We start from the raw sequence: 12,003 nt of genomic DNA, 5'->3' as shown, positions 1-12,003 counted from the left end.
ACTGGATCGTGACAGATAATCTAGTGCACCGGGAAACAGTTAAAACCAAGACTGTCTTTGCCATCTTGGCCGGGGTTGTCCGACCGGCAATGAACGTGTTGATCGGCAAGACCTGGAAGGACTTTGACAAGCTTCCCTCCGGAGGATTTATTCTTTGCCCCAATCACCTCACCGAAATTGACCCGCTCGTTGTCGGTCACGCGATCTATAGCAGTGGTCGTCTGCCTCGCTGGTTAGCCAAGGAATCCTTGTTCAAGATTCCGGTCTTCGGCGCGGCTTTGCGTGCCACCGGTCAGATCCCTGTCTCACGTAGTGGATCCAACGCGGCAGATTCGTTAAGTGCGGCGAAACGGGTTCTTGAAGCAGGCGGTGTCATAGTCATCTACCCCGAGGGTACCTTGACCCGTGATCCTGACTTGTGGCCAATGGTCGGCCGCACCGGGGCCGCGCGACTCGCGTTGCAAACTGGTGCCCCAGTAGTTCCCATGGCGCATTGGGGTGACCAAGAGCTGTTCCCTCGCTATGCCAAGAAGATGTACCCATTCCCGAGAAAACACGTCACCTTGAGCGTGGGGGATCAGGTGCAACTTGACGATCTGCGTAGTGGTCCGCGAACGCGTTCGGTCCTGCAAGCAGCAACCGAGCGAATCATGGCTTCGATTACCGAGTTGCAGGCCGAACTGCGACAGCAGACTCCGCCCGAGAAGCTCTGGAATCCGACCGAACATGGACAAGCAGTTACGGGTCGGGAATTTGATGCCCCAAAACCTCCGAACGACTAAGTCTCAATACCTAGCGAAGGAAATGCCTTGAGTAAGCCGCTACCACGTAAGATCGCCGTCATGGGTGCCGGAAGCTGGGGAACAACCTTTGCGAAGGTGCTTGCGGACGCGGTGCCTGAACAAGGCATTCCGGTGCAAATTTGGGCTCGTCGCGATGAAGCCGCACAGGAAATCAATGAACGGCACACGAACTCGCGCTATTTGCGTGACACGAAGCTTCCCTCAAATGTGACTGCTTCCTCCAATGTTGAAGAAGTGCTGGCCAATGCAGACCTGGTGGTCTTGGCAATTCCGGCGCAGTCGCTCCGTGAGGAATTAGCGAAGTTCGCCGCGCACTTTGAGCAAGACGTGGTTTTGCTTTCCCTGATGAAGGGCCTGGAGCGCGGGACGGATTTGCGCATGAGCGAAGTCATGGCAGAGGTCACTGGAATTCCTGCAGATCGCATTGCAGTGCTTTCCGGTCCGAATTTGGCCATGGAAATTGCCCGCGAGCAACCAACCGCTTCGGTGGTTGCCTGCACCAGCAATGAAACTGCCCATTGGATCGCACAGTTATGCTCCGCGCCTTATTTCCGTCCATATACAAATGATGACGTGCTCGGCGTAGAGCTTGGGGGCATTGTAAAAAACATCATTGCCCTGGCAGTTGGAATGTGCGACGGCATGGGGATGGGGGACAACACCAAGTCCACGGTCATTACGCGTGGACTGGCGGAGACCACTCGCCTGGTTATTTCCTTAGGCGGACGGTTGGACACCTTGGCTGGCCTGTCTGGTCTGGGCGACTTAGTCGCAACCTGCTCATCCTCGCTTTCGCGAAACAACACCGCCGGACGTCTGCTCGGTCAGGGGCTTTTCATCGAAGAAGTCAATGACCGGATGTCGCAGACGGCCGAGGGGATCAAATCCGCCCGTGCGGTCTTTGATCTCTCACGCAGCCATGGGGTAGAAATGCCTATCACCGAAGCAGTGGTGATGGTCTTGGAAGGAAACTTAAGCGTGGAGAACATGGCTGAGCGACTTCTGGCACGAGAATTGAAATCTGAAGGGGAACAGCATTAATGAGTCAGCGTAAACCACGGGTGCTATTACTCTTCGGCGGCCGTTCCTCTGAGCATTCGGTCTCCTGCGTAACCGCAGCCGGCGTGATGCAGGAAATCGACAAGGATCGATTTGATGTGATCCCTGTCGGGATTACTCGTGATGGTGCTTGGACCTTGGTCGATGAAGATTCATCGGGGTGGACGTTGAGTTCCGGGAAACTTCCCGAAATCGCCGTGGCTGACAGGCCGGTCCACCTCTCAAATGATTCTGAACGTACATCCCTGCTGCATTACTCGGACTCTCAAATCACGGATTTGGGACAGATCGACGTTGTGTTCCCTCTGCTCCACGGGCCCTTCGGCGAGGACGGCTCCATCCAAGGAATGCTTGAGATGTCTGGCGTCGCCTACGTAGGTTCAGGCATTGCTGCCAGCGCCATGGGCATGGACAAGCATTTTATGAAAGTCGTGTTCGAAAACGCGGGGTTCAATGTAGGTCCCTACGAAGTGATAACCAGCAAGCAATGGCTGCGCGACAGCGCAACGGCACTGGCTCGTTGCGAAAACTTGCAGTACCCCTTGTTCGTCAAGCCTGCACGGGCCGGGTCTTCGGTGGGCATCACCAAAGTTGATGAATTCTCAGATCTCCGAGCGGCCATTGAAGCGGCACGTCTTGAAGATCCAAAGGTCATTGTTGAGCAAGGAATCAGTGGCCGTGAAATTGAGTGCGGGGTACTTGAAGGCCGTCGCTCAGCGCCTGCCCGTGCATCAATGCCCGGCGAAATCGCCGTTGCTGATAATGGTCATACCTTTTATGACTTCGAAGCTAAATACGTTGATGGCACTGCCGCGAAACTTAGCTGCCCGGCGGTACTCAGCGATGAGGCTACGGCGAGCATTCGTGAGCTGGCGGTCAAAGCATTCGAAGCCATCGATGCCGAGGGATTGTCCCGGGTGGACTTTTTCTACACGCCAGATGGCCAGTGGATCATCAACGAGATCAATACCATGCCTGGCTTCACGCCTTCAAGCATGTACCCGCAGATGTGGGACAAAACCGGGATTGGCTACAGCGCTTTGATTGACGAGTTGATTGCGTTGGCCTGCGAGCGGAAGATCGGTTTACGCTAAACCGCTCAAGAAGTGTTTGACCGCGCATGATCTAGGATCGAGGTCAAACACTTCTTTTGCATTAATCAGAGATTCACATTCTTATCGACGCTCAGGCAAGCACCCTCTGCCGGAATGCGCGAGGCTGCTTGGGAAAGCGAAGCCAGGACCGTACTGGATGGAATGACTTGCGGATCCAACACAACTTCGGTAGCTGGCGTGCGGCCGTAGGTGGTCAGCGTCCATACCCCGTCGTCACCTTCGCGGGCAATCCAGTCAACATCATTGACTGATACGCACGGATCCGTAGTTGGTCCCGGCACCTCGACACCGCATCGCAAGACTACCTTTGAGGGGTCGCCCCACACGGACGTTGCCTGTGAATTCGTGCCGCGACGCTCAGCATCGCCGACGAATTCAGGGAGGATGACCATCATCTCGGCGCACAATGGATTTCCTGCATCTGCGGCAGGCTCAACGGCGGCAATGGAGGCGCACGCGGAGAGCGTCGGTGCAAGTACTGCTACTCCAACGAATAGCGCTCCTGTACGCCTAATCCTTAGATTAAGTTTTGATGACTCTTGACTCTTATTACTGAAAACTGGCACTTTATCAGCCTACCGTTCGTTTCTGAAAGATAGGATGTAAAGAGTTGAAACTGTGAAAGGTAGCATATGTCCTTTGAAGAACAGCCTGTACGCCCGCGTGCGAAGAAGAAACGTACGGGGCGTGGGATCCTTATCGGTATTCTGGCACTGGTCGTTATTGCCGGATTGGTAGCCGGCGGGTACGTATGGAATCTTGGTCGCACCTTCGATGAGAAGAGCGACAAGATCGCCGAGGCTTTCCCGGCCGAGGAGACTCGTCCAGAAGTTAAGGAAGAGTCAAAGGACGCCGTAAACATTCTGCTCCTTGGCAGCGATACACGAGCCACTCGTGATGTTGATGATGCGGAAGATGACTTTGGCACACTGCCCAATGGTGGTCGTTCGGACACGATGATGCTGGTGCATATTCCGGCTGACCGCGACGGCGTTTATGTCACGTCGGTCATGCGCGATACCTGGCTGGATATTCCGGGCGTCGGTACTGCGAAGATCAACCGTGCTTTTGCCAGCGGAGGTGTTCCAAAAGCAGTTGAGACCTTAGAGGGCCTCTTCGGGGTGCGCATCAACCACGTAGCATCAATTGACTTTGAGGGATTCAAGGGATTGACGGACGCGCTTGGCGGCGTGACCGTTAACAATCCTCAGGCTTTCCGCCAGTCAATTACCAATGGCATGTATTTCCCGGCTGGTGTCCAGACCCTTGATGGAGAACAGGCCTTGGCCTTTGTTCGTGAACGCAAATCGTTCCCGGGCAGCGACTATGGACGAGTCAAGAACCAGCAGCTGTTTGTCAAAGCAATGCTTGGGCAGATTATGTCTAAGGAAACCCTGACCAATCCGGCTAAGCTTAACAGCGTGGTCAGCGAGATGGCACCATTTATCGCGGTTGATGAATCGTTGGATGCATCTACCGTGGCCGGTTATGCCACCTCGATGATGAATGTGCGTCCAAACGACATGACATTCTTTACGCTCCCGAACAATGGCCCTGGCCGTTCGGCGGACGGTCAGTCGATTGTCATTCCGGATATGGCAACCATAGACAAGTTTGGCACCGCGTTGCAGGAAGACAAGATGGAAGAATTCGTGAATACCACGGACCTTTCCCGCTAAGAACTGAAAGACCCGATTTCCCATGACACAAAAACTCGATACCTCCGTGCGCGCCATCGGTGAATGGTTGCAGCGGAGCGTGAAGAGTCTCGGGAATCATTCCGATCGGCTGAATGCCATCAATGTTTTCCCCGTGGCGGATGGAGATACAGGTAGCAACCTGTACCTCACCGCCCGGGCGGGGCAAGACGCGGTCAGCAAGTTGGAAAGCGATGATATCGGCGCCTTTTTGGAAGTTGCCGCCCGCGCCGCCATGGAGTCGGCGCGTGGCAATTCGGGGACGCTGCTTGCGGTCTTCCTCAGCGGCCTAGCCGAACCTTGGCTGGGTCATGACCGGCTGAATGCCAGCATTCTGGCCAAGGGGCTGGAACGCGCCAAGGTCCGCTCATGGTCTGCGCTAAGCGAGCCAGTCGAGGGCACCATGCTCTCGGTGATCAGTGCCGCCGCGCTGGCAGCCGGATCCACGCTAGCCCACCTGAAAACCGATGCCGAAAGCCGTGCAGCGCTGGATTCGGTGCTAAGCCAGGTATCCCAAGCCGCACGTATGGCCGTGCACGGCACCGAAAATGAGTTGCCCAGCCTTGAAAGTGCCGGCGTAGTCGATGCCGGGGCGGTTGGGATGCTGGTTATTCTTGATGAGCTTTGCGCTGCCGTCCGCGGCACCGAGACGGATTTCGAATATTATGAAGGATTCCATGGGTACCATATCCAAGACCCACATGTGCATCTGATCCAAAACGACGCCCAGGGTGTTGAGGTCATGTGCACCATCACCTTGGACGCTTTGGGAGCTGCGACCTTGCGTGGCCAACTGGATCGAGTCGGAGATTCGGTCATCATGTCGCCGGTCAATTCGACCAGCGAAGAATTCTACCGTTGGCGAGTCCACGTTCATGTTGCCCAAGCAGAGGCTGCGCTAGACCTCATCCGTCAACAGGGCGAGCCGGTGAACGTCAGCGTCACAGATCTGTGTACCCATGATGGATGAAGTCCGTTTGAAGACTTTTGAGCTTGCCGAGCTCTCCGAGGTTCTGGGTGCCAAGAATGCTGGAGCCCTAGAGAAGGCCTTCGGGTACATCACCGTTGGAGAGTTTCTCTGGCATTTTCCCCGCCGCTATGTGGACGTAGGGGAGCTGACCCCCATTGCCGAGCTGCCCTTTGACGAACATGTCACCGTAGTAGCCCAGGTGGTCAACGTTAGCCAGCGGCAGATGCACTCACGGCGTGGTTTCATCTTTGAAGTGACGGTGAGCGATGAACTTGCCAGCAATGGGCAAGAACTGCGGATGACCTTCTTCAACGGTTACCAAGCGCGCAATGATCTGCAAATCGGAACCATTGCGATGTTCAGCGGCAAGGTGGGCTGGTACCAAGACCATTTGCAGCTGAGCCAACCGGATTACGCAATTCTGGACACGGCCGAACAAGCAGACCCGCGGCCAATACCGATCTATCCGGCCTCGGCAAAAATGCCGAATAAGAAAATTCGCGATCTGATGGCCCTGCTCGCGGAACTGTTCACTGAAGAGCAGCTTCCGGAGTTCCTGCCAGAGACAATCCTCGAGCAGCATCATTATCCGCGTCGGGCGAAGGCCTACCTGGATAGGCACAGCCCGCGGGAAATCAAACAGGCGTATATTGCCCGGCAGCGCTTCGCCTTCGAAGAGGCCTTTCTGCTGCAGCTTTCGCTTGCCGAACGAAATCGGAAGCTGGGAAACCAGCCAGCCATCGCCCGAACGCAAGTCAAAAACGGGCTCGCCGATAAATTCGAATCAAGATTGCCCTTCGAACTCACTGACGATCAGCTAGAGGTCGGGGCTGCGATCACCGCCGACCTAGCTAGAGCGCATCCCATGCACCGATTGCTGCAAGGCGAAGTTGGTTCGGGTAAAACCGTCGTTGCCCTCCGTGCAATCTTGCAAGTCATTGACGCCGGGGGACAAGCGGCGCTGTTGGCACCGACGGAGGTCCTCGCCGCGCAGCATTTTTCCTCGATTAAGAAGATGCTGGGGGACCTAGCTGAACCAGGCCTCTTCGGTGAAGGCGAGGGAACTGGGGTAGCGCTGCTGACCGGTTCCGCCAAAACGGCTCAACGCCGGGAAGCCTTGTTAGGCATTGCCAGCGGCGAGACCGGACTGATCATCGGCACGCACGCGCTGCTCGGCGAACACGTACGATTTGCCGAGCTCGGCCTAGTCGTCATCGATGAACAGCATCGATTCGGTGTCGAACAGCGTGATGCGTTGCGGGCCAAGGGCGAAGACGCAGTACCTCACACCCTTGTCATGACCGCTACGCCCATTCCACGGACGGTGGCGATGACTGTCTTCGGCGACTTGGACACCTCCACCATCAGGAAGCTTCCTGCCGGTCGCGCCCCCATCTCCACGCATATCGTTCCCATGCAGCTCACCGGATACCGGGACCGGCTGTTCTCACGGATACGAGAAGAAGTCACCAAGGGGCATCAGGTGTATGTGGTCTGTCCGAGAATTTCAGAAACGGCAGCGGAGCAAGGAATCTTGGTAGCCACCGCCGAAGACGGGGCCAACCAAACCATGAGCGTTGAAGCAATGTTTGAGCTTCTATCCTCTATGCCTTCGTTCACGGACGTTCGTCTGGAAGCTTTGCATTCGCAGCTTGACTCCTATGACAAGCAAGAGATCATGGATGAATTTGCAGCCGGGCAGATAGATGTCCTGGTATCCACCACGGTGATTGAAGTCGGTGTGGACGTGCACAACGCAACCTTGATGGTGATCATGGACGCCGAAAGATTCGGGATCTCACAACTCCACCAGCTGCGCGGTCGTGTCGGCCGTGGAGGATTGCCGGGCACCTGCCTGCTGACTACCTGGTTGGATGCCGATCACCAGTCGGTCAATAGGCTGCGCACCATTGAATCGACTTTGGATGGATTCGAATTAGCCGAAGCGGACCTTGCCGAACGCAAGGAAGGGAATATCCTTGGCGTTCAACAGTCCGGTAGCCGGTCAACACTGCGTGAATTGAGTATCATCAAAGATCGTGGCTTGATCGAATCGGCCCGTGACGACGTTCAACTGCTCATGCGATCCGGGAATTGGGCCACCGAGCACTCACAGCTCGCCTCGGTTGTAGGATCGTGGATCGATCAGTCCACCAGCGAATTCTTGAATAAAAACTAATATCTATCTTTCGAAAGTGGCAGCATCACATGAGCCGTATTATCTCCGGCATAGCCGGTGGCACTACCTTGAAGTCGGTTCCTGGAGATGCCACGAGGCCCACCACCGACAGGGTCAAAGAGGCTTTGTTCTCCCGGCTGGAAAGCTGGAACGTCATTTCTTCGGCACGGGTGCTGGACCTTTTTGCCGGCTCCGGAGCCCTCGGTCTGGAAACCGCTAGCCGTGGCGCGCGTCAGGTCCTGCTGGTGGAGCTGGCGCCAAAAGCTGTAAGCGTGTGCCAGCAGAACGCAGCAAAAATCAACGAGGCCTTGAAGAGACAGATTGCTTCGGTCCAACGAGGCAAGGTGGATTCTGTACTCGCAGGTTTCTTCGACGAAGAAACGTCCTTGCCCCGAAAGACCTTTGACCTGGTCTTCATGGATCCGCCATACCCGTTGACGGAACAGGAGCTTTCGGCGACCTTGGAGAAAGTCTCCAAGGTTCTTTCCGAGGACGCGACCCTTATTGTTGAACGTTCCAGCCGTTCTCCTGAACCACAATGGCCGTCGCGTCTAGAGAAGATCGCGGATAAGAAATACGGAGAGACGCACCTATGGTTTGCCGAACCGGTCCAAGGCTAGAGAATGCTTGATCTCCGACGGATAAGGGCCTGCGGCTTGGCAAGCTTCGATAGCCGGCTCGTCGATCCTGGCATTTGACGCGGTAAGAATGAGGTTCCCGGGGAATCGCCGGGTAAACATCTCTGGAGTCGAGCTGAGCAGTACGTGGCCGAAGGCAGTTTGTGCGGCCGCCACCTGGCGATCGGTGAAGGCCAACGGCGGGTCATCTCCGATATTCACGAAGAGCAGTCCATCCACGGCCAGCGAGTCTGCAAGTTCTGCATAATACTCTGCGGTGGTCAGATGCTCCGGAGCCTCCGGTCCGCTAAAAATGTCGACGACAATGACGTCATAGAGCTCACCTGCCAGTTCTTCGTAAAGCACCGCACGGGCATCGGCCACAACCGCCCGCAAATCGCATTCTTTCGGCAAGGGAAGGTGCGTCTGAACGAAGTCGAGCAGTTCGCGTTCGATGTCAACGGCAACGTGCGTGCTATTTGGATAGCGCAGAGCACCCCAACGGGCTAAGGTCAGTGCTCCGGCACCCAGATGGAGGAATTTTAACGGTTCTGGCTCGGGGCGCAATACGCTCAAATGATTGGCAATCCGAGCCAGGTATTCATAGAAAATCTGTTCCGGATCAGCCAGATTTACATGTGACTGTTCGGCGCCACCAATGGCGAGAATCTTGGCACCGGGAACTAGAGCATCATCATAAATGGTTGCATGAGCCTGAACACCACCGAGCCAGCGTTTGACGGGTTTATTGCTCATTTAGCGAGCTCTCCGGGTAGGTTTTGCAGCAGCTCTACGGCGCGCGTGATGACTTCGGGTTTCTTGCAGAAGGCAAAACGCAGCAGAGAGGCATATTCCGACTGATTTTCTTGGTGCGCAAAAACCGATAGCGGTATTGCGGCCACGCCGATTCGTGCAGGCATTAGCTTCGCAACGTCCACAGCGCTTGCTATCCCTTGTCCATTGAGATCGGCGACCAAGAAATAGGTGCCTTTGGGGCGCATCACCGGGATTCCCGCTTTTTCCAGGCCGTCGGCAAGTTGTCCACCTCGCGCACCGAGATCGGCGGAAAAGTTGCTGAAGAATGAATCCGGAAGTGCCAGAGCTGCAGCGACGGCTGGCTGGAAAGCAGGCCCGGAGGAATACGAAAGGAACTGCTTGACCGTTCGTACCGCGGTGATGAGTTCGCGAGGCCCGGATGCCCACCCAACTTTCCAGCCGGTGAAGGAAAACGATTTGCCGGCAGAGGAAATCGTGACGGTGCGTTCAAAACCGCCGGCAAGAGTCGCGATGGGGATATGCGGCGAGTCGAAGGTGAGATGTTCATAGACTTCATCCGCCATGATGATGCAATCATGCTTATGCGCGAGGGCTATGATTTCGTTCAGGACGCTCTCGTCGAAAATCGTGCCCGTGGGGTTATGCGGATTATTGACAATGATCAGTCGAGTCTTGTCGGTGACGGCAGCCCGGAGTTCTTCCAGGTTTGGCGCGAATGATGGTGCTCGCAGTTTCACTACCTTGTGGGTAGCATTTGCTAACCCAATCATGGCTGCATAGGAGTCGTAGTAAGGCTCAAAAGTGACTACCTCGTCACCGGCTTCGACAAATGCCAGAATTGTCGCTGCGATAGCTTCCGTGGCACCGGTGGAGACGACCACCTGTGTATCCGGATCAATTATCAAATCATAAAAACGATTCTGGTGCTCCGAGATAGCCTGTCGCAACGCGGGAATGCCGCTGCCTGGAGCGTACTGATTGGCTCCGTCATGGATGGCTTTGACTGCCAATTCGCGAATTCCTAGCGGGCCTTCGGTGTCGGGGAAACCTTGACCCAAGTTTATTGCTTGGTGTTTATTTGCCAGACCGGTAATCTCCTCGAAGATTGTGACCCCGGGTTCTCCCGTTGGTCCCAGCAGGTTTGCACTGCGTGCGGTACGTCGCCATGGCTTGGATTCATAGGTCATAGGTCAATTATGCTTCGTCTCAGGAATTTGGCGTTAGGTAACACGCATGAATCGTTACGTGACAGCCCGTTCAAAATCACGCACTATTAGCGGTTTGTTGATAGATTCAATATATGCGCAGAGCTGTATGCCCAGGATCCTTCGATCCCATTCACAATGGCCATGTTGAGATCATTGCCCGTGCGGCGAGCCTCTTCGACGAGGTAATCGTTGCTGTGTCGACGAACTACTCCAAGAAGTATCGATTTAGCGAAGACGAACGAGTCGCCATCGTTGAAGAGACCGTAGGAGGTCTTCGCGGAGTTTCCGCAATGCCCATGGGCCAAGGGCTCCTCGCGGATTTCTGCAAGGAGCAAGGCGCCGAAGCTATCGTCAAGGGACTGCGCAGCACCGTGGATTATGCCTATGAGATCCCCATGGCCACCATGAACCGCCACCTCACCGGCGTGGAAAGCGTCTTCTTGCAGGCGGACACTAGATTTACTCATTTGTCTTCGTCACTGCTCAAAGAAGTGCAGGCACTCGGTGGCGATGTCGCTGAGTACTTTCCACGCGCAGTGATCAAGCGATTGTCAAAAAAGAGCTAGAAACCTTGCACGGATGATGAAGACTGCTTGCTTCATCAGATTTAAATTACCTTTTGAGAACAGTAGGGATTATCAGAATGGCGTTGACTCCGAAAATTACGAAGGCAGTCATTCCAGCTGCTGGGCTGGGAACTCGATTTTTGCCAGCAACGAAGGCAATGCCAAAAGAGATGCTTCCCGTAGTCGATAAGCCTGCGATCCAGTATGTCGTTGCCGAAGCCGTGAACGCTGGGCTGAACGACGTGCTGATGATTACTGGGCGCAGCAAGCGCGCCCTCGAAGACCACTTCGATCGGGTTCCCTCCTTGGAAGCATCCTTGGAAGCCAAGGGGGACGTGAAGAAATTGCGCTCGGTTCAGGAAGCAACGGAACTGGGCGATATTCACTACGTGCGCCAGCGCGATCCGCGAGGCCTCGGGCATGCGGTCCTGTGCGCAAAGCAGCACGTAGGGCAGGAACCATTCGCGGTTTTGCTGGGCGACGACTTAATTGATTCACGCGATGAACTGTTGTCGCTCATGGTGGAAACCCAGCAGAAGACCGGTGGGTCGGTGATCGCGCTCATGGAGGTCGAACCTGAACAGATCAGTGCCTACGGCTGTGCGGACGTTTCTACTGTCGAGGGCGAGGACTATGTGAAAGTTAACGCCCTGGTTGAGAAGCCAAGCGTGGAGGAAGCCCCAAGCAATCTGGCAATCATCGGCCGTTACCTGCTTCACCCCAGGGTTTTCGAGGTGCTTGAGCACACCGCTCCGGGACGCGGCGGTGAAATTCAGCTGACGGATGCTCTTCAGGAGCTTGCTGTGGGCAGCGATGAAGGATCCGGAGTGCATGCCGTAGTCTTCCGTGGCCGACGCTATGACACCGGTGACAAGCTGAGCTATCTCCAGGCAAATGTTACTTTGGCCGTTGAAAATGAAGAACTAGGCGCGGGCATGAAGACCTGGCTAAGGACGTTCGTCGCGAACCTCGAAGACTAATCGTAAGGGGCTACTCAGGATAATCACATTTA

Annotated in this window: 12 protein-coding genes; 9 read left to right on the top strand and 3 right to left on the bottom strand. The window is 55.4% G+C overall.

Annotation, left to right across the window (positions count from 1 at the left end; genetic code table 11):
• Positions 1-8: 8 nt before the first annotated feature.
• From CQ019_RS06375 to CQ019_RS06365, 3 genes are read left to right on the top strand one after another with little or no spacing between them, the layout of a single operon-like run.
• The gene (locus CQ019_RS06375; RefSeq protein ID WP_258134059.1) at positions 9-782 is read left to right on the top strand and encodes a 1-acyl-sn-glycerol-3-phosphate acyltransferase; all 774 of its coding nucleotides are present in this window, start codon (positions 9-11) and stop codon (positions 780-782) included.
• Between the two features lie 27 nt (positions 783-809).
• Positions 810-1,844, top strand: a complete 1,035-nt coding sequence (locus tag CQ019_RS06370) for an NAD(P)H-dependent glycerol-3-phosphate dehydrogenase (RefSeq protein WP_258134058.1) — start codon at positions 810-812, stop codon at positions 1,842-1,844.
• A complete protein-coding gene (locus CQ019_RS06365) occupies positions 1,844-2,956 on the top strand; it encodes a D-alanine--D-alanine ligase family protein (protein ID WP_105569206.1) in 1,113 nt (370 codons plus the stop codon). The genes CQ019_RS06370 and CQ019_RS06365 overlap by 1 nt, the downstream gene beginning before the upstream one ends.
• 65 nt (positions 2,957-3,021) lie before the next feature.
• Here CQ019_RS06365 and CQ019_RS06360 read toward each other — a convergent pair whose 3' ends face one another.
• A complete protein-coding gene (locus CQ019_RS06360; RefSeq protein ID WP_374954778.1) occupies positions 3,022-3,543 on the bottom strand; it encodes a DUF3515 domain-containing protein in 522 nt (173 codons plus the stop codon).
• 66 nt (positions 3,544-3,609) lie between these two features.
• Between CQ019_RS06360 and CQ019_RS06355 the strand changes: the two genes are divergently transcribed.
• The 4 genes from CQ019_RS06355 to rsmD are packed head-to-tail and all read left to right on the top strand — an operon-like array spanning position 3,610 to position 8,443.
• On the top strand, positions 3,610-4,656 hold the full coding sequence (locus CQ019_RS06355) for an LCP family protein (RefSeq protein ID WP_096287104.1): 1,047 nt from the start codon (positions 3,610-3,612) through the stop codon (positions 4,654-4,656).
• Between the two features lie 22 nt (positions 4,657-4,678).
• Positions 4,679-5,644: a DAK2 domain-containing protein gene (locus CQ019_RS06350; RefSeq protein WP_181148279.1), complete on the top strand. Its 966-nt coding sequence runs from the start codon at positions 4,679-4,681 to the stop codon at positions 5,642-5,644.
• 7 nt (positions 5,645-5,651) lie between these two features.
• Positions 5,652-7,823, top strand: a complete 2,172-nt coding sequence (recG, locus tag CQ019_RS06345; protein ID WP_258134057.1) for an ATP-dependent DNA helicase RecG — start codon at positions 5,652-5,654, stop codon at positions 7,821-7,823.
• 29 nt (positions 7,824-7,852) lie between these two features.
• On the top strand, positions 7,853-8,443 hold the full coding sequence (rsmD, locus tag CQ019_RS06340; protein WP_105569204.1) for a 16S rRNA (guanine(966)-N(2))-methyltransferase RsmD: 591 nt from the start codon (positions 7,853-7,855) through the stop codon (positions 8,441-8,443).
• Here rsmD and CQ019_RS06335 read toward each other — a convergent pair.
• Together CQ019_RS06335 and CQ019_RS06330 are read right to left on the bottom strand one after the other, a co-directional pair.
• On the bottom strand, positions 8,414-9,196 hold the full coding sequence (locus CQ019_RS06335) for a spermidine synthase (RefSeq protein WP_105569203.1): 783 nt from the start codon (positions 9,194-9,196) through the stop codon (positions 8,414-8,416). The genes rsmD and CQ019_RS06335 overlap by 30 nt on opposite strands.
• On the bottom strand, positions 9,193-10,404 hold the full coding sequence (locus CQ019_RS06330; protein WP_105569202.1) for an aminotransferase class I/II-fold pyridoxal phosphate-dependent enzyme: 1,212 nt from the start codon (positions 10,402-10,404) through the stop codon (positions 9,193-9,195). Before CQ019_RS06330 ends, CQ019_RS06335 begins: the two co-directional genes overlap by 4 nt.
• Before the next feature lie 113 nt (positions 10,405-10,517).
• Between CQ019_RS06330 and coaD the strand changes: the two genes are divergently transcribed.
• Together coaD and galU are read left to right on the top strand one after the other, a co-directional pair.
• Positions 10,518-10,991, top strand: a complete 474-nt coding sequence (coaD, locus tag CQ019_RS06325; RefSeq protein ID WP_105569201.1) for a pantetheine-phosphate adenylyltransferase — start codon at positions 10,518-10,520, stop codon at positions 10,989-10,991.
• 77 nt (positions 10,992-11,068) lie between these two features.
• Entirely contained in the window at positions 11,069-11,971 is a 903-nt protein-coding gene (galU, locus tag CQ019_RS06320; RefSeq protein ID WP_105569200.1) for a UTP--glucose-1-phosphate uridylyltransferase GalU, read from the top strand.
• Positions 11,972-12,003: the final 32 nt, after the last annotated feature.

It is taken from the genome of Arthrobacter sp. MYb229, from assembly GCF_002975405.1.
Lineage (GTDB): Bacteria > Actinomycetota > Actinomycetes > Actinomycetales > Micrococcaceae > Glutamicibacter.
This window is presented reverse-complemented; position numbering and strand designations above follow the sequence as displayed.

Bases quoted from the DNA above. Each gene is read 5' to 3' on its own strand.
- CQ019_RS06365 (WP_105569206.1), top strand. From the start codon at position 1,844: ATGAGTCAGCGTAAACCACGGGTGCTATTACTCTTCGGCGGCCGTTCC.
- CQ019_RS06355 (WP_096287104.1), top strand. From the start codon at position 3,610: ATGTCCTTTGAAGAACAGCCTGTACGCCCGCGTGCGAAGAAGAAACGT.
- CQ019_RS06350 (WP_181148279.1), top strand. From the start codon at position 4,679: ATGACACAAAAACTCGATACCTCCGTGCGCGCCATCGGTGAATGGTTG.
- rsmD (WP_105569204.1), top strand. From the start codon at position 7,853: ATGAGCCGTATTATCTCCGGCATAGCCGGTGGCACTACCTTGAAGTCG.
- CQ019_RS06335 (WP_105569203.1), bottom strand. From the start codon at position 9,196: ATGAGCAATAAACCCGTCAAACGCTGGCTCGGTGGTGTTCAGGCTCAT.
- CQ019_RS06330 (WP_105569202.1), bottom strand. From the start codon at position 10,404: ATGACCTATGAATCCAAGCCATGGCGACGTACCGCACGCAGTGCAAAC.
- coaD (WP_105569201.1), top strand. From the start codon at position 10,518: ATGCGCAGAGCTGTATGCCCAGGATCCTTCGATCCCATTCACAATGGC.
- galU (WP_105569200.1), top strand. From the start codon at position 11,069: ATGGCGTTGACTCCGAAAATTACGAAGGCAGTCATTCCAGCTGCTGGG.